The 17,400-nt window shown below is 71.1% G+C and carries 14 protein-coding genes; 8 read left to right on the top strand and 6 right to left on the bottom strand.

Annotation, left to right across the window (positions count from 1 at the left end):
• The 5 genes from thrS to ABTW65_RS05195 all read left to right on the top strand — a co-directional run bounded on the left by thrS (window position 1) and on the right by ABTW65_RS05195 (window position 6,770).
• Window positions 1–1,989: a threonine--tRNA ligase gene (gene thrS, locus ABTW65_RS05215; RefSeq protein WP_350658885.1), complete on the top strand. Its 1,989-nt coding sequence runs from the start codon at window positions 1–3 to the stop codon at window positions 1,987–1,989.
• A 194-nt stretch (window positions 1,990–2,183) separates the two neighbouring features.
• Entirely contained in the window at window positions 2,184–3,176 is a 993-nt protein-coding gene (locus ABTW65_RS05210) for an AurF N-oxygenase family protein (RefSeq protein ID WP_350658884.1), read from the top strand.
• Between the two features lie 38 nt (window positions 3,177–3,214).
• Complete coding sequence (locus ABTW65_RS05205; RefSeq protein WP_350658883.1) at window positions 3,215–4,897, top strand: FAD-dependent oxidoreductase; 1,683 nt, start codon at window positions 3,215–3,217, stop codon at window positions 4,895–4,897.
• A 55-nt stretch (window positions 4,898–4,952) separates the two neighbouring features.
• Window positions 4,953–5,660 carry a TetR/AcrR family transcriptional regulator gene (locus tag ABTW65_RS05200; RefSeq protein ID WP_350658882.1) on the top strand — a complete coding sequence of 236 codons (708 nt, stop codon included), beginning with the start codon at window positions 4,953–4,955 and terminating at the stop codon, window positions 5,658–5,660.
• A gap of 57 nt (window positions 5,661–5,717) precedes the next feature.
• Window positions 5,718–6,770: a M36 family metallopeptidase gene (locus ABTW65_RS05195; RefSeq protein WP_350658881.1), complete on the top strand. Its 1,053-nt coding sequence runs from the start codon at window positions 5,718–5,720 to the stop codon at window positions 6,768–6,770.
• A gap of 3 nt (window positions 6,771–6,773) precedes the next feature.
• On the opposite strand, the gene ABTW65_RS05190 is transcribed toward ABTW65_RS05195, so the two are convergent.
• From ABTW65_RS05190 to ABTW65_RS05180, 3 genes are all read right to left on the bottom strand, one after another.
• Window positions 6,774–8,291 (bottom strand): hypothetical protein, encoded by a 1,518-nt coding sequence (locus ABTW65_RS05190; RefSeq protein WP_350658880.1) that lies wholly within the window; start codon window positions 8,289–8,291, stop codon window positions 6,774–6,776.
• Window positions 8,292–8,402: 111 nt separating this feature from the next.
• Window positions 8,403–9,065: a response regulator transcription factor gene (locus ABTW65_RS05185; RefSeq protein ID WP_045552031.1), complete on the bottom strand. Its 663-nt coding sequence runs from the start codon at window positions 9,063–9,065 to the stop codon at window positions 8,403–8,405.
• On the bottom strand, window positions 9,044–10,318 hold the full coding sequence (locus ABTW65_RS05180; protein ID WP_350658879.1) for a sensor histidine kinase: 1,275 nt from the start codon (window positions 10,316–10,318) through the stop codon (window positions 9,044–9,046). Before ABTW65_RS05180 ends, ABTW65_RS05185 begins: the two co-directional genes overlap by 22 nt.
• A 110-nt stretch (window positions 10,319–10,428) precedes the next feature.
• Between ABTW65_RS05180 and ABTW65_RS05175 the strand changes: the two genes are divergently transcribed.
• Genes ABTW65_RS05175 through ABTW65_RS05165 form a run of 3 tightly spaced genes read left to right on the top strand, consistent with a single transcriptional unit; the run spans window position 10,429 to window position 13,697 of the window.
• The gene (locus ABTW65_RS05175) at window positions 10,429–11,220 is read left to right on the top strand and encodes an ABC transporter ATP-binding protein (RefSeq protein WP_350658878.1); all 792 of its coding nucleotides are present in this window, start codon (window positions 10,429–10,431) and stop codon (window positions 11,218–11,220) included.
• The gene (locus ABTW65_RS05170) at window positions 11,217–13,100 is read left to right on the top strand and encodes an FtsX-like permease family protein (protein ID WP_350658877.1); all 1,884 of its coding nucleotides are present in this window, start codon (window positions 11,217–11,219) and stop codon (window positions 13,098–13,100) included. Before ABTW65_RS05175 ends, ABTW65_RS05170 begins: the two co-directional genes overlap by 4 nt.
• A gap of 54 nt (window positions 13,101–13,154) precedes the next feature.
• Entirely contained in the window at window positions 13,155–13,697 is a 543-nt protein-coding gene (locus tag ABTW65_RS05165; protein WP_350659264.1) for an HIT family protein, read from the top strand.
• A 16-nt stretch (window positions 13,698–13,713) separates the two neighbouring features.
• On the opposite strand, the gene ABTW65_RS05160 is transcribed toward ABTW65_RS05165, so the two are convergent.
• The 3 genes from ABTW65_RS05160 to ABTW65_RS05150 are packed head-to-tail and all read right to left on the bottom strand — an operon-like array spanning window position 13,714 to window position 17,390.
• The gene (locus ABTW65_RS05160) at window positions 13,714–15,102 is read right to left on the bottom strand and encodes a GntP family permease (protein WP_350658876.1); all 1,389 of its coding nucleotides are present in this window, start codon (window positions 15,100–15,102) and stop codon (window positions 13,714–13,716) included.
• Between the two features lie 48 nt (window positions 15,103–15,150).
• Window positions 15,151–15,789 (bottom strand): bifunctional 4-hydroxy-2-oxoglutarate aldolase/2-dehydro-3-deoxy-phosphogluconate aldolase, encoded by a 639-nt coding sequence (locus ABTW65_RS05155; protein WP_350658875.1) that lies wholly within the window; start codon window positions 15,787–15,789, stop codon window positions 15,151–15,153.
• A complete protein-coding gene (locus ABTW65_RS05150) occupies window positions 15,786–17,390 on the bottom strand; it encodes an N-acyl-D-amino-acid deacylase family protein (RefSeq protein ID WP_350658874.1) in 1,605 nt (534 codons plus the stop codon). The genes ABTW65_RS05155 and ABTW65_RS05150 overlap by 4 nt, the downstream gene beginning before the upstream one ends.
• Window positions 17,391–17,400 lie beyond the last annotated feature (10 nt).

Raw genomic sequence — 17,400 nt, 5'->3', positions numbered from 1 at the left:
GTGTCCGAGATCAAGATCGCCGTACTCACCCCCGACGGGCGCGAGGAACGGGCGGTCACTACGGGCACGAAGGCGTGGGAGCTCTTCGCGGACAACCCCGACGTGATCGCGGCCAGGGTCGGCGAGGACCTCAAGGACCTCGCCTACGAGCTGGTCGACGGCGACGCCGTCGAGGGCGTCCTGATCGACTCCAAGGACGGCCACGACATCCTGCGTCACTCGACCGCGCACGTGATGGCGCAGGCGGTGCAGGAGCTCTTCCCGGAGGCCAAGCTCGGCATCGGCCCGCCGGTCACCGACGGCTTCTACTACGACTTCGACGTCGAGACCCCGTTCGTGCCCGAGGACCTGGTCAAGATCGAGTCCCGGATGAAGAAGATCATCAAGGCCAACCAGAAATTCTCCCGCCGGGTCACCACCGACGACGACGCCCGCGTCGAGCTGGCCGACGAGCCCTACAAGCTCGAGCTGATCGGCCTCAAGGGCTCGGCTGCCGACGCTGCCGAAGGCGCCAGTGCCGAGGTCGGCGGCGGCGAGCTGACCATCTACGACAACCTCGACCGCAACGGCGAGATCGCGTGGAAGGACCTGTGCCGAGGCCCGCACCTGCCGACCACCAAGCGGATCCCGGCCTTCAAGCTGATGCGCAGCGCCGCGGCGTACTGGCGCGGTGACGAGAAGAACAAGCAGCTCCAGCGCATCTACGGCACCGCCTGGGAGTCCAAGGAGGCGCTCGACGCCCACCTGGCCCGGATCGAGGAGGCCGAGCGCCGCGACCACCGCAAGCTCGGCCGCGAGCTCGACCTGTTCTCCTTCCCGGACGAGATCGGCTCCGGCCTCCCGGTCTTCCACCCCAAGGGCGGGATCATCAAGCGGGAGATGGAGGACTACGTACGCGCCAAGCACATCGAGCACGGCTTCGAGTACGTCGGCACCCCGCACATCGCGCGTGAGCAGCTCTTCCACACCTCGGGCCACCTGCCCTACTACGGCGACGGCATGTTCCCGGCGCTCGACGTGGACGGCCAGGACTACCGCCTCAAGGCGATGAACTGCCCGATGCACAACCTGATCTTCCGTTCGCGCGGGCGCTCCTACCGCGAGCTGCCGCTGCGCCTGTTCGAGTTCGGTTCGGTCTACCGCAACGAGAAGTCGGGCGTCATCCACGGGCTCACCCGCGTGCGTGGTTTCGCCCAGGACGACTCCCACTCCTACTGCACCAAGGAGCAGGCGCCGGCCGAGGTCAAGCACCTGCTCGACTTCATGCTGACCGTCCTCAAGGACTTCGGTCTCGACGACTTCTACCTGGAGATGTCGACCCGCGACGACTCCAACAAGGACAAGTTCGTCGGCAGCGACGAGGACTGGGCCGAGGCGACCAAGATTCTCGAGGACGTCGCGTCCGAGACCGGTCTCGACCTCGTGCCCGACCCGGGCGGTGCGGCGTTCTACGGACCGAAGATCTCCGTTCAGGCCAAGGACGCGATCGGCCGGACCTGGCAGATGGGCACGGTGCAGTACGACTTCAACCAGCCGGCCGCCGACCGGTTCAACCTGGAGTACCAGGCCGCCGACGGCACCCGCCAGCAGCCGGTCATGATCCACTCGGCCAAGTTCGGTTCGATCGAGCGGTTCCTGGGCGTGCTGGTAGAGCACTACGCCGGCGCCATGCCGCCGTGGCTCGCCCCGGTCCAGGTCGTCGGGATCCCGGTCGCCGACGCGTTCGACGACTACCTCTACGAGGTCGCCGCCAAGCTGAAGGCCAAGGGCATCCGGGTCGAGGTCGACGAGTCCGACGACCGCTTCCAGAAGAAGATCCGCAACGCCCAGCTCCAGAAGATCCCGTTCATGCTGATCGCCGGTGGCGAGGACGTCGAGAAGGGCGCGGTCAGCTTCCGCTACCGCGACGGCCACCAGGAGAACGGCATCCCGGTCGACGAGGCCATCGAGCGGATCGTCGCTGCCGTGGAGTCGCACGAGCAAGTCTGACCCGAAACCTCTCGAGGGCGGTGCGTGAATGTCACGCACCGCCCTCGCGGCATTTCCGGGCGGTCTCTGAGCGGCGGAAAGATAAACGTGACACGAAGTCGCGCGTACTCTTGTTATCGGGACGCGTGTCCAGGTAACGTGGGTCACGTCGTTAGCAGCTCAACGTAGAACTCAACGGTGAAGGAGCGATCGTCATGACCGCCGTTCAGGATGAGAAGTCCACATACGTCCGCCAGGGCAAGCAGGCCTACCTCGACACGCTTCGTACGCTGTCCGAGGCCTCGGTGGAGGTGCACTTCGACCCGTTCAAGGACATCGACTGGGACTCCGACGAGCTCGCGGTGCTGCCCAACGATGAGCGCTGGATCCTCAACGACGCCGACGAGATCGGTGCCCACTCCTGGTACAAGGCGCTGTCCAAGGAGCGCCAGATCGAGATCGGGATGTACCGCTGGGCCCAGGTCGCCAAGGTCGGCCTTCAGTTCGAGCAGCTGCTCATCGGCGGCGTCATGAACCACCTGGTCTGGTCGAAGAACAACAACCCGGAGTTCCGCTACGCGACTCACGAGGTGACCGAGGAGACCCACCACACCCAGATGTTCCAGGAGTTCGTCAACCGGGTGAACCCCGACGTGGCGGGCGCGCCGACCTACTTCAAGGTCCTGGTGCCCTTCATGGCCTCGGCGGGCGCGTTCTTCCCGGAGGCGTTCTTCACCGGCATCCTCGCCGGAGAGGAGCCGATCGACCACTTGCAGAAGGGCGCGATGCGCTCCGGCGGCAGCCACCCCGCGGCCAACCGGATCATGCAGATCCACATCGCCGAGGAGGCCCGCCACATCGGCTTCGCCCACCAGTACCTCGAGCAGCACGTGCCCGAGCTCGGCCGCGTGAAGAAGACCCTGCTGGCCTACATCTTCCCGATCATCATGCGCCTGCTCTGTGACGTGATCATGGTCCCGAGCAAGCAGGCCCGCTACGACATGGGCATCCCGGACGAGGTCGCACGCGAGATCTGGTGGAAGTCCGAGGAGTCCGAGAAGCTGCTGCGTGACCTCTTCGGTGACGTACGTCTTCTGGCCGACAACCTCGGCATCCGCAAGGGTCCGGCCAAGCTGCTGTGGAGGATGACCGGCATCGACGGTCGCGCCTCGCGCTACCGTGCCGAGCCGCGCGCGGCGTCCTACTGATCCCTTTGAGCCCGACGCCCTAGAACGGTAGTCACAAAGTGCCTCACGTCGTCACCCAGTCGTGCTGTGCGGACGCCTCGTGCGTGGTCGCCTGCCCGGTCAACTGCATCCACCCCGCCCCGGGCGAGCCCGGCTTCGGGGAGGCCGAGATGCTCTACGTCGACGCCAAGAGCTGCGTCGACTGCGGCGCCTGCGTCACGGCCTGCCCGGCCGACGCGATCGTCCCGCACACGACCCTGACCGCCGCGCAGACGCCGTTCCTGGCGATCAACGCGGAGTACTTCGAGGTCTTCCCGCACAAGGACCGCACCCCGCTCGCCCTGGTCCACCCTCAGCGCCGGCTGACCCGCACCGGACCGTTCCGGGTCGCGGTCGTCGGCGCCGGGCCGGCGGGGATGTACGCAGCCGACGAGCTGCTCAAGCACCCCGAGATCTCCGTCGACGTCTTCGACCGGCTGCCGACGCCGTACGGCCTGGTCCGGGCCGGCGTCGCGCCCGACCACCAGAACACCAAGCAGGTCGAGAAGCTCTTCGCGCAGATCGAGTCGCAGCCGGGGTTCCGCTATTTCCTGGGTGTAGAGGTCGGCAAGGACGTCTCCCACGCCGAGCTGACCGCCCGCTACCACGCGGTGGTCTACACCGTCGGCGCGGCGAGCGACCGTGCTCTCGGGATCGAGGGCGACGACCTGCCCGGCTCGCTGAGCGCGACCGACTTCGTCGGCTGGTACAACGGCCACCCGGACAAGCAGGACCTGCCCGTCCACCTCGACCCGGAGTCCATCCCGTCGGGGCGGGTCGTCCTGGTCGGCAACGGCAACGTGGCGCTCGACTGCGCCCGGATCCTCGCCGAGGACCCGGAGCGGCTGGCGGGCACCGACATCGCCGAGGGGCCGCTGGCGGTCCTGCGCGACAGCGCGGTGAAGGAGGTCGTCGTCCTCGGGCGCAGGGGGCCCGGGGAGGCGGCCTTCACCGTCCCCGAGCTGGTCGGGCTGATGGGCCACACCGGCGTCAACGTCGTCGTCGACACCGGCGACCTCCCGCTCGAGGAGGCGCTCGCCGGCGGCGACACCACCACCCGGCTGCTGCGTGAGCTCTCCGGCCGCGAGGTGCGTCCGGAGCTGCGTACGATCGTCCTTCGCTTCCTCAGCTCGCCGGTGCGTGTGCTGGGCGAGGACCGGGTCACCGGGGTCGAGGTCGGCCGCAACCGCCTCGAGCGCGACGAGAACGGCGTCGTTCGGGCTGTCCCCACCGGCGAGACCGAGGTCCTCGAGACCGGGATGCTGCTGCGCGCGGTCGGCTACAAGGGCCTGCCCGTGGCCGACCTTCCCTACGACGCTGCGACCGGCACCGTCCCCAACGAGCGCGGCCGGGTGCTCCCGGGCGTCTACGTCGCGGGCTGGGTCAAGCGTGGCCCCAACGGCTTCATCGGCACCAACAAGTCCGACGCCGAGGAGACGATCGAGCAGGTGCTCGACGACCTCGACACGGACCGGATCCCGGCCCCGGTCGGCGACGCCCGCGAGATCACCGCGGTCGTACGCAGCCGCCAGCCCGGCATGGTCGACCTGGCCGGCTGGCAGGCGATCGACCGCGAGGAGAAGCGACGCGGCGCCGAGTCCGGCCGTCCGCGGGTGAAGATCACCGATGTCGAGGAGATGAGGGGCATCGCCGCGAAGTCGCAGAAACCCCGATACTCTCTTGGTCGTCGCAAGGAGCGCTGAGACGCTCTCGACACCGGGGTTGAATCGGGGAGCACGGGAGCAGGGGGAGACGCGGGTGGCCGGGGAGAAGCGGGATGGTCGGCAGGACCGGTGGAGCAAGCACAACCAGCAGCGCCGCCAGCAGATCATCGACGCCGCCATCGCGGTGATCGAGGCCGGTGAGCCCGGCGCCGACGTGCAGGTGCAGCAGATCGCGGTGCGCGCCGGGCTGTCCCGCACGGTCATCTACCGCCACTTCGAGGACCGTGCCGACCTCGACCGTGCCGTGCAGCAGGCGATCCTCGACGGGCTCTGGTCCGACCTGATGCCCGGGATCACGCTCGACGGCACCGTGCCGGAGATCATCGAGCGGATCATCGGCACCTACGTCCGCTGGGCCCGGGCCCATCCGGCGCTCCACCTCGCCGCCGACCACGACATCGACGGCGGCGACGACGGTCCCTTCCAGCAGGGGATGGAGCAGCTCGCCGGCCGGATCTCGGCCATCGTCGGCACCGCCGTCCTCGCCCTCGGCGGCAACCCCACCGAGGAGGAGGCCGAGGCCCTCGACCCGCTGATCTACGGCCTGGTCGGCGCCGTCTTCGGGGCCGTACGCCGCTGGCTGACCCGCACCGGCGAGCGCCTGCCCGCCGAGACGCTGGAGCGGCTCACCGCCCAGTCCATCTGGTTCGTCATCGACGGCCATGCCCGCGGTTTCGGGATCGAGCTCGACCCCGAGCTTCCTCTGGAAGAACTCCTGTCCAAGGACATCCTCGCGGTATAGCCTCCCGGTATCGCCCGGCCGCTCGGCCGTTCATTCCAGGAGAAGACCATGCCCCACATGCGCAGACTCTCGATCGCCGTCACCGCCGGTCTGGCGGCCACCGCAGGGTTCGCCGTGCCGCTGAGCCCGGCCACCTCGGCCCCGGGCAGTGGCTCCTCCGAGGGCACTGCCCGCGTCTTCATGGTCAACCCGGTCCAGTCCAGCAACGACCAGAACCTGACCGACCAGAAGGACGCGGCGAGCGCCGTGCCGGACAGCGCCTATGCCCAGGTCCCGCTCACCCACCTGGACGGCTCGGGCTACCTCCGCGGCGACTACGCCGTCGTCGAGTCGAGCACCGGCACGCCGGCGTACTCCACGACCAACAGCTACTCCTACAACCGCCAGCAGGACCAGTTCGAGCAGGTCATGGGCTACTTCTGGGTGACCCGTGCGCAGACCTACCTGCACACCCTCGGCTTCGGCGAGACGCTCCCGGGCGTCTTGAACCAGCCGTTCTCGGTCAAGATCAACCAGTACGGCGGCGACAACTCCTACCAGACCGACAAGCCCTACCGGATCCGGCTGGGCAAGGGCGGTGTCGACGACGCCGAGGACGCCGAGGTGATCGTCCACGAGTACGGCCACGCCGTCCACGCCAGCCAGGTGCCCGGCTACGGCAGCAGCCTGGACGCCGGCGCGATCGGGGAGTCGTTCGGCGACTACCTCGCTGTGACCGTCGGGCTCGACGCCGCCTCGGAGTTCGGCTGGCCGGTCGCCGCCGACCCGTCCTGCCCGATGGACTGGGACGCGACCTCCTACACCGACGCCCCGCACTGCATCCGCAGCTTCCACCTCGACCTGACCCTCGAGGACCGCCGCAACCAGGTGCACTACGACGGCCAGATCTGGAGCCAGGCGCTGTGGGAGATCCGCGAGGGCTACGAAGCACTCGGTCTCTCCACCCGCGACTGGGACACCACGCTGATCTACTCCCAGTTCTCCTACGCCCCCGACACCAGCTTCCAGGCCGCGGCCGCCCAGACGTACGACGCGGCTGCTGCTCGCGACGGTCAGGCGGCCGCCGACCTGGTCCGCGACCGGTTCGCCGCCCGGGGGATCACCTTCTGATCATCACCGGCGGCGCTGCCAGACGTGCCAGTCGTCGTAGCTCACCTGCTTGACGTAGTGCCGCAGGAGATACTGCTGCGCGTCGTCACCGTCGAGCCCCCACGTGTCGAGAGTGTCGCCGTGGACGACGACCCACTGCGGTGCCGAGGCCCCGGCCATCACGCCGTGTAGGTGGGCCAGGTGCGGGTCGCGGACACGCGCCGGGAGGCTCCACAGATTCTCGTACGGGCTGTCCAGTCCGCTCGCGGCGATGATCTCGGGGTGCCCGAAGCCGACGACGACACCGTCGGTGGGGCGCGCGTGCTCGCGCAGGTAGGACGAGACCCGGCCCTCCGGTGTGACCTGGGGCGGAGCGAGAGCATATGACGCCCAGACCGCGATGGCGGCCGCAGCCGAGTAGGCCACGGCGCACCTCAGTGCCAGACCCGACCGCGGACCGGGTCGGGCGATGGCGACCAACAGCACGAGGCCGGGGACGACGCCGGTCAGGTAGTGCAACCAGTAGCTGCCGCCGGCAGCGATCGCGAACAGCTCCCAGGCGGTCATGGCGAGCACGGGCGCGGCCAGCGGCGCCCCGCGCATGAGGACCGCGGCGACCGCGACGACGAGCACCAGGGCGACACCGCTGCCCAGCGACGCCGCCGCGAGCGTCACGCCCCGTGCGACGGTCGCGGAGGATGCCGAGCCGTCGATCATCTGCGCGGCCTCGATGCGGAAGATCACGACCGCGCTCCACAGCTCCGGCACGGAGGTGCCCCGCGCCCAGGCTCCGAGGAGGGCCGCGCCGAGCATGATCGCGGCGCCGCCTGTGAACGTGGCGGCCCGTTCCCACAACCGGGGAACCCGCCCGTGCGAGACCGCGACGAGGACGGCTGTGAACACGAAGACGTCGATGAAGTTCTGCTTCACCAGCGCGGCAGCCATACCGGATGCCCCCGCCCCGGCGGCGAGCACGGCCGTACGCCATCCCCATGATCTGCGCATCCCCGTCACCGCGCACACCAGACCGAGCAGGACGAACGGCACCGCGAGCAGCTCGCCGGTGACCGCTGTCATCCCGAGCAGCGGGCTCGACAGCAGTGCGGCCGCCAGCACGACGGTCGTGAGCCGCGCTGAGCGAGTGCCCGGGGACACCTGGCTCGCCAGGACGCCGGCCAGGACCACCGACATCCCGCTGGCCACGGCGCCGAGCAGCTTGAGCCCGGGAGCGACGAGCCCTGAGGTCGTCGCGTCCGCAGGCCCGACGATGGTGAACAGCCAGAGCAGCAGTGGTGGTCTGTCGACCCAGTAGTCTCCGTACAGCGAATCGCCCGGCTTCCACTGCTCGGCGAGCATCAGGAAGCCACTTTCGTCCGCCGTCAGCGGTCGGTAGAGGAAGGGCAGCCACGCGGCCGTCGCCACCAGAGCGGCGATCAGCACGATCGCGGTGTCGGCCCAGCTTCTGCCGGTGGTGCGTGCGCTACCGCCGCCGGGCCTCGCGGGCGCCGACGCAGAGGTGCGGTCGCTGACGGGAGTGGTCACTTCGGCACGCTGGGTGAGCCTGGATCAACTGCGATTGAGCCGCTTGCGCGCTACGTCGTGGGGTGTTTCCACTCTATGACCGTCACCCAAGCGAGTGCCGAGGGCGGCCGTCTAGGCCTCGCGCAGGTAGGCCAGCACGGCGGAGACGCGGCGGTCGGTGGTGGGGTCGAGCCGGAGCTTCGCGAAGATGTTGCCGACGTGCTTGCGCACGGCGGCCTCGGAGACGAAGAGCGCGGTGGCGATGCTGCCGTTGGTGCGGCCCTCGGCCATCAGGGCCAGGACCTCTCGCTCGCGCTCGGAGAGCACGTCGAGCGGACCGTCGGGCTGGTGCCGGTTGAGGAGGCCGCGTACGACCTGCGGGTCGACGACGGTCTCGCCGCCGGCCACCCGGTCCAGGCTGTCGAGGAAGTCCCGGACGTGGCCGACCCGGTCCTTGAGTAGGTAGCCGATACCGCCGCCACCGGTGGTGTCGAGGAGCTCGGCAAGGTAGGCGTCGGCGACGTAGGCCGAGAGCACCAGGACGGCCAGGTCACGGTGCCGCCGGCGGAGCTCGGCGGCGGCCCGCAGCCCCTCGTCGGTGTGGGTCGGCGGCATCCGGATGTCGGTGATGACCACGTCGGGGCGAGTGTGGTCGGTGAAGGCGAGCAGGGCGTCCGCGTCGCCGACCGCGGCGATGACCTCGTGGCCGGCCCGCTCGAGGATGGCGAGGAGGCCCTCGCGCAGCAGCGCGGCGTCCTCGGCCAGGACGATCCTCAGGGGAGCGCGGTCGGGCACGTCATCCTCACTTCCGTCGGTCCGCCCGGTGGGCTGGTGACCTCCAGGGTGCCGTCCAGGGCGGCCAGCCGGGTGGCCAGACCGGCGAGCCCGCCGCCGGGACGCACGGCGGCGCCGCCGGCCCCATCATCGCGTACGACGACCACGAGCCGATCACGGGTGATCTGCCCCTGGACGCGGGCCGAGTGGGCACCGGCATGGCGGACCGCGTTGGTGAGCGCCTCGGCCACGACGAAGTACGCCGCTGCCTCGACCGGCGCCGGCAGCCGGCCGCGCACCTGCAGGTCGACCGAGACCGGCAGCCCGGCGGTGCCGGCCAGCTCGCGGACGGCAGCGGTGAGCCCGTGGTCGACCAGCACCCGCGGGTGGATCCCGCGGACGGTGGCGCGAAGCTCGGCCAGCGCCGTCTCGGCCTGGGTGTGCGCCTGCCGGACCAGGTCGAGCCCGGCGCCCTCGGGCACCTCCAGCTCGGCCAGGCCGAGGGTCATGGTCAGCGCGACCAGCCGCTGCTGCGCGCCGTCGTGGAGGTCGCGCTCGATCCTGCTGCGTTCGGTCTCGAAGGCATCCACGAGGTCCACGCGCGACCGGCGCAGTTCGTCGACGGCCGCGGCCAGCCGGGTCTGGGCCGGTTCGAGCAGGAGCCGGGCCAGGCTGGCCTGGGCGGCGGCGAGGAGGGTCGAGGCGTACAGGCCGGCGATCAGCAGCACCAGCCCCGGGATCATGGCGATCCAGGCCTCGGTGGGCGTGGTGATCTGCCAGGGTCCGAAGGCGATGGGAGCGTCGATCCTGACCAGGACCGGGGCGAGCACGAGCACACCCGGGATGGTGATGATCAGGTTGAGCGCGACGGCGTCGACCACCCACAGCACCGTGGCGATCAGCACGGTGTAGCCGACCTCGGGCCCGGAGATCCGCAGTCGGCGCAACGCCCGGAGCCGGTCGCTCCAGGCGATCGGCGCCGGCGGCTCGGCCGGCCCCGGGCGGACTTCGGGGAGGACCAGCCGGAGGCGTACCCGCTCCACATCGGCGACCAGCGCCGCCAGCAGCGGGATCCCGGCGAGGACGAGCAGCCCGACCAGGAGCACCACGGTGAGCAGTCCGACGCCGACCAGCACGAACAGCAGGAAGGCGACGACGAGACCGATCAGAGCACCGGAGGCCAGATAGGCCAGCGCGCGCCAGGGCCAGCTGGAGGCGAGCAGGCGCCACGGGGAGGAGCGCAGCGCGGCCCAGACGTCGGGTGGTGGTCTCATGACTCTCGAGCCTAGGCACTCAGCACCCCACGATGGGGTAGCGCACGCGCTACCTCGCCGTGGCGTCTGCGCCCGTGTGCGCGCCGCGTACGAGGCGTTTGCTGGAAACCATGACCGCCACCTTCCCGGCCGCCGTCCACCCGCCCCGGCCGCCCGGCCCGCCCGCCGTCGTGCTCGACGACGTCACCCGCACCTATCGCTCCCGCTCCGGCACGGTCCACGCCCTGCGGGGCGTGAGCCATGCCTTCGCCTCCGGGACGTTCACCGCGATCATGGGGCCGTCGGGATCGGGCAAGTCCACCCTGATGCAGATCGCCGCCGGCCTCGACCGGCCCACCCGGGGCAGCGTCCGGGTCGCCGGCACCGGCCTGGCCGGTCTGAACCGGACGACCCTGACGAAGCTGCGCCGAGAGACGATGGGCTTCGTCTTCCAGCAGTACAACCTGCTCGACGCCCTCACCGCGTACGACAACGTCGCCCTTCCCGCCCGCCTCGCCGGACGACGCCCGAACCGGGCCGAGGTGATCGGGGCACTCGAGCAGGTCGGTCTGCACGGGCTCGCCCGGCGGCGGCCGCCGGAGCTCTCCGGCGGCCAGCAGCAGCGCGTCGCCATCGCGCGTGCGCTGCACGCCCGGCCCGCGGTGCTCTTCGCCGACGAGCCCACCGGTGCGCTGGACCGCCACGCCGGACGCGACGTGCTCGAGCTGCTGCGGAACCTCGTCGACGCCCCAGTCACCCACGGGCCGGCGCAGACGGTCGTGATGGTCACCCACGACCCGCTCGCCGCCTCGTACGCCGACAGCGTGCTGTTCCTCGCCGACGGCCAGGTCGTGGGGCAGATGGAGCGCAGCGACGCCGCCCGGATCGCCGCCCGCATGGCCGAGCTGGAGCCCGTGCGATGAGCATCGTCTCGCTGGCCGCGCACAGCCTGAAGACCCTGCGCCAGTCCTGGCCTCCGTACGCCGGTGCCGCCGTCGCCCTTGCCGGCGGCATCGCCCTGATCACCCTCGCGACCAACATGCTGGGAGCGCTCGGCACCGCCACCGAGGGGCTGGACCCGCAGACGCGGACGCAGATCGACGACCTCGGGTCGCTGTTCGGGATCATGGCCGGCATCTCGCTCTTCCTGGCGCTCTTCGTGGTCTCCTCGACCTTCGGTTTCGTGGTGGCCACCCGGCGCCGCGAGCTCGGCCTGCTCCGTCTGCTCGGCGCCACCCCGCGCCAGGTGCGGACCCTGCTGCTCGGAGAGGCGCTCTCCGTCGCGGCCGTCGGCACGGTCGCCGGCTGCCTGCTCGGTACCGCCGTCACGGTGCCGGTGCTGCATGTCCTGCACCAGGCCGGGGTCACTCCGGTCCTGCTCGCGATGCCGAGCCAGGGCACCGGGTGGGCGATCGCCGCCTCCTGCGGTGTCGGCGTCGCCCTGGTCGGGGCCTGGCGCGCGGGCGCCCGCGCGGGACGTACGCAGCCGGTCGAGGCGCTCCGCGACGCCGTCCTCGAGCGCCGACGGCCGACGGTGATCCAGGCGCTGGTCGCGCTCACTGCGGCCGGAGCGCTGGTCGCGACCGCCGTGTTCGCCTCCGGCATGCCGCTGCTGTTCGCCCTGCTCGTGGGCATGTTCCTGCCGATCGTCGCGGTGATCGGGGCCAACGCGGTGGGCGGCCTGCTCTACACCGAGCTCGCGGCTCTCGCTGGTGCCACGGTCGCAGGACGGGATCCGTCGGCGCACCTCGCCCGCGACCTCGCCCGCACCAGCAGCCGGATGACCGCCGCGGTGGCGGCGCCGGTGGTGGCCATCATGGCGGTGGCAGGCTCGATGGTGCTCGCGGTCGGTGCGACCGCCGACTGGAGCGAGGGCGCCGACCGGGCCGCGCTCAGGTCGGAGCTGGTCGTCGAGCAGGCAGAGCGCCCGGAGCGGATCCAGGACGTCCCCGGGGTGGGCGTGAGCGACGTACGCCGCACGGCGCAGGTCGGGTTCGGGGGCGGTCCCGAGGACGTCGAGGTCGTCGATGTCCCCAGTGCGGCCGCCACGCGGAGCCTGCAGGCGACACAGGGGAGTCTCGATGACCTGCATGGCCGGGCGATGGCGGTCACCGCCTCCTACGTCACCGACCTCGGCGGTCGGGTCGGCCAGACCCGCCGGATGCGCATCGACGGCCGGCTCGTCAAGGTGCGCCTGGTCGCGGTCGTCCCCGACGCCCCGAACCTGTGGAGCGACATCATCGTGCCCGCCGACCTGCCACGCATCGACCGGGTCGCCCGCGACACCGGCACGGTCTTCGTACGCACCGACGCCGGCGCGGACGTCGCCGGGACCGCACGGTCGATCCGGGACACCGGCGCCGAGGTGAGCACCGGCGAGGAGTGGGTCGGCGCGGTCTCGGCCGAGGCGCGCGAGATGAACACCGTCGTGCTGTGGGTGATGCTCGGCCCGGCCGGGGTCTACGCCGCGATCGCGGCCGTCAACGCGGTCCTGATCGGGGTGAGTCAGCGCCGCCGCCAGACCGCCACCGCCCGGCTCGTCGGCGCCACCCCGGCACAGGTGCGCCGGACCGCGCTCTGGGAGACGGTCTTCACCGGGGCCGGCGCTCTGCTGGTCGGAGGCGCGGTCACCGGCTTCACCGGCTGGCTGATGCGGCAGGCGGTCGTACGCGACGTGCCCGGCGCTCCGCTGACCTTCCCCTGGCAGGCCTTGTCCGGGATCACGGCCGCCTGCCTGGTCGTTCTGCTCGCCGCCGCTGTCGCCGGGGCGTACGCGCTGCGGGGTGGGGAAGCGCCCGGCTGAGCCTGTCTTGAATGGGCCTGTGAGGGGTTAAGTAGTGTTTGCCGCGTGACAGAGATGGACGGCGTACTCACCCAGGACGGCATCGGCGAGGGCGACGGTCTGGAGCGGCTGTGGACGCCCTACCGGATGGCCTACATCCGCGGGGAGAACAAGCCCACCGACCCCTCGGAGACGAAGTGCCCGTTCTGCCGGGTGCCGACGCTCGATGACGCCGAGGGCCTGGTCGTCCACCGTGGCGAGACCTGCTTCGTGGTGCTCAACCTCTATCCGTACGCCCCGGGCCACATGATGGTCTGCCCCTACCGCCACGTCGCCGGCTACGTCGAGACCACCGACGAGGAGGCCGCCGAGATGGCGGTGCTGACCAAGCAGGCCGTAAGCACGCTCGCCGGCGTCTCGCGCGCCGAGGGCTTCAACATCGGGATGAACCAGGGCACCGCGGGCGGGGCCGGCATCGCCGCCCACCTGCACCAGCACATCGTGCCTCGCTGGGTCGGCGACCAGAACTTCATGCCGATCATCGGACGCACCAAGACCCTGCCGCAGCTCCTGACCGACACCCGCGACCTGCTCGCGCAGGCGTGGGCGTCGGCCTAGAGCTTCGGGCCAGGCCTCAGACGATCGCCCAGGCCACGGCGGCGGCCGCGAACCCGACGATCGAGAGCACCGTCTCCAGCACCGTCCAGGTCGCCAGGGTCTGCTTCACGGTGAGGTTGAAGTAGCGCGAGACGATCCAGAAGCCGCCGTCGTTGACGTGGCTGAGGACGATCGAGCCGGCGGCGATCGCGACGGCGATCACGGCAAGCTCGGGCTGTGAGTAGCCGGTGCCGAGGGTCGGCGCGATGATGCCGCCGGTGGTCACGATCGCCACGGTCGCGGAGCCCTGGGCGATCCGGAGCGCGCAGGAGATGACGTAGGCCAGCAGCAGGATCGGCAGGCCGGCGTCGGAGAGCACCTCGGCGAGCGCGGTGCCCACACCGGTCGCGGTGATCACCGCGCCGAAGAAGGCGCCGGCGCCGACGACGAGCAGGATCATGCCGACCGGCCGCAGCGAGGCGCCGGTGAACTCGGAGATCTCCTCGAGGCTCATCCCGCGCCGGATGCCGAGCAGCCAGAAGGCGAGGAGCACGGCGATGGTGAGCGCGATCGCCGGGTTGCCGAAGAAGGTGAGCAGGCTGAGCAGCCGGCCCGGGTCGAGCAGCATCGTGCCGAAGGTCGCGCCGAGGATCAGGACGAGCGGCACCGCGATGACGCCGAGGACGAGGGGCAGCGCGACCGGGGTGGTGGGCGTCTTGTCCTGCTCGGCCTCGGTCTCCGCGACCAAGAACTCCTCGGGCACCGAGACCTGGACGCGCGGGGCGATCCACATCGGGAAGAGGATCCCGGCCGCGGCGAACGCGGGGAGGCCGCACAGCAGGCCCATGATGATCAGCCAGCCGAGGTCGACCCCGAGGAGACCGCCCAGGGCCGTGGGTCCCGGGTGCGGCGGCAGGAACGCGTGCGTCATCGACAGGCCGGCGAGGACCGGGAGGGCGTAGAGGACGAGCGACTTGCCGCCGCGGTGAGCGGCGACGTAGACCAGCGGCGCGAGCACGAAGATGCCGATGTCGAAGAAGACCGGGATGCCGAAGATCAGGCCGACCAGGCCCATCGCGACCGGGGTGCCGCGCTCGCCGAAGATGCCGATCAGCCTCGCGGCGAGGACGTCGGCGCCGCCGGACCGCTCGAGCAGCGACCCGAGGACGGTGCCGAGACCGATGATGAGCGCGATGTGGCCCAGTACGCCGCCGAAGCCGGTCTCGATGAGCGACTCCTTCGCGGAGAGTGCGGTGCCGACCATCTGCTCGACGGAGAGGCCGGCCGCGACGGCGAGGCCGATGCCGCTGATGAAGAGGGCGATGAAGGGTTCGAGCTTCACCTTGATGATCAAGAGGAGGAGCACGGCGATCGCTGCGGCGCAGAGCAGCAGCAGGCCGGTGGTGCTTGTCTGGAGCCAATGCATGGTTGGTTCTCCCGTTGGGTCGGGGTGGGGGATGGATGGGGGATGGACTCAGCGCAGAGTTGCGCGGAACCGGGCGGCGTTGGTGGTGATCTGCTCCCACCGGGCCTCGTCGACGTCGGCGGGCTGGACCACCGACGTCCCGGCGGTCACGGCGATGGCGCCGGCCCGCAGGAACTCCGCGGCGTTGTCTTCGTCGACCCCGCCGGAAGGGATCAGGGCGACCTCGGGGAATGGTCCCCGCAGGTCGGAGAAGTAGCGCGGGCCGACGGCCCGCGCTGGGAAGATCTTGACCGCGTCGGCGCCGAGCGCGGTCGCGGTGAGGACCTCGGTCGGGGTGAGGGCGCCGAGGACGACGGCCGCATCCGCGGCGTGACCCTCGGCGACGATCTCCGCCGCCTCCGGCGGCAGGCCGGGCGTCACCAGGAACCGGGCGCCGGCCGCGAGCGCGGCGCGCGCCTGGTCGGCGGTCACGACTGTCCCGGCGCCGATGGCGATGTCGTCTTCTGCCCGGGCGCTGACCTGCGAGATCAGGTCGGTGAGGCCTGGCGTCGTGTAGGTCAGCTCGACGGTCCGGATGCCCCCGGCGGCCAGTGCGTGGCAGAGGGCGACGGGATCGTCGAGCCGGGAGGCGCGTACGACGACCAGCGCCTGGTCGGCGCGGAGAGTGTCGATCACGGGGTTCGTCATCGGGTTCCTTCGTCGGTGCGGCGCAGCGCCCGTCCGGGCAGTGCGTCGGTGCGGTGGCCGTCCTCGATGACGGCGGTGCCGTTGACCAGCACCCAGTCGATGCCGCGCGCCTGCTGCCGCGGCTGCTCGAACGTGGCGGTGTCCTGAACGGTGTCGGGGTCGAGGAGCACCAGGTCGGCGGCGTACCCCTCCCGGACGAGGCCACGCTCATGGAGCCGGAGCCTCGCCGCGGGGCGGCCGGTGAGGTGGTGGATGCAGTCGACCAGGTCGAGCACGCCGAGCTCGCGTACGTAGCGGGCGAGGTAGCGGGGGAAGGTGCCCCACGCGCGCGGGTGCGGGCGCTCGCCGACGAGGATCGCGTCGCTGCCGCCGCAGTGGGTGCGGTGCCGCATGATCGTCTGCACGTTCTCCTCGTGGCCGACGTGCTGGAGGATCGTCGTTGCCAGCCGGTCGCGGACGAGCAGGTCGAAGAAGACGTCGGTGGCCACCTGGCCGGTCTCCTCGGCGATCTCGGCGACGGTGCGGCCGACGCGACGCGACAGCTCGGGGTTGCGTACGCCGCTGATCTGGATCGTGCGCCAGTCGGTCACGCAGCCGTGGCAGCCGTCGGTGCCGACGTGGTCGAGCTCGTGCGCGATCCGGGCACGGTCGCCCGGGTCGGCGATCCGCGCGAGCAGGGCGTCCGGGCCGCCGGACGTCGACCAGCTGGGCAGCACGGCGCTGAGCGTGGTGGCGCCAGGGAGGTAGGGGTAGGTGTCGAGCGTGATGTCGACGCCGTCGTCCAGGCCGGCCTCGATGAGGTCGACGAGCTCGCCGGCCCGCCCACGGTTGGGCTCGAAGTTCATGGTCGCGTGGGTGAGGTGGAGGGCGCACCCGGAGGTCCGGCCGACGGCGATCATCTCGGCGTACGCCTCCAGCGCACCGGCCCCGTAGGAGCGGTGGTGCGGGCTGTAGTAGCCGCCCGACTCGGCGACGACCCGGCACAGCGTGGCCAGCTCGTCGTCGTCGGCGAACATGCTCGGCGGATAGGTCAGACCGCTGCTCATCCCCACCGCGCCCTCCTCGAGGCCGACCCGAAGCAGCCGGGCCATCTCGGCGATCTCGGCGGCGGTCGCGGTCCGGTTGTCGGGGCCGACGACCATCAGCCGCAGGGTCCCCTGCGGGACGAGGTACGCCGCGTTGCACGCGATCCCACGGTCGAGCCGGTCCAGATAGCCGGCGACGGTGTCCCAGTCGAAGTCGAAGTCGTCGGGCTCGCCGTTCCAGCCCGCGATCTGTCGGCGCAGATGGCCGCGCGCCGCCGGGTCGGCTGGCGCGAACGAGAGGCCGTCCTGCCCGACGACCTCGAGCGTGACGCCCTGGCTCACCTTGGCGGTGTGGTCGGGGTTGACCAGGATCTGCAGGTCCGAGTGGGCGTGCATGTCGATGAAACCCGGGGTCAGCGCCCGCCCGGCGGCGTCGATGGTGCGCCGCGCGGCCGGTGCCGGGGCATCGGTGTGGATGCCCGTGATGCGCCCAGCGTCGATGCTGACGTGGGCGTGGAATGCCGGGGCGCCGCTGCCGTCGATGACGGTCGCGTCGCGGATGAGCAGGTCGGTCATGGTGGCTCCT

The sequence above is a fragment of the Nocardioides sp. NPDC127503 genome (assembly GCF_040302165.1).
Classification (GTDB): Bacteria; Actinomycetota; Actinomycetes; order Propionibacteriales; family Nocardioidaceae; genus Nocardioides.
This window is presented reverse-complemented; position numbering and strand designations above follow the sequence as displayed.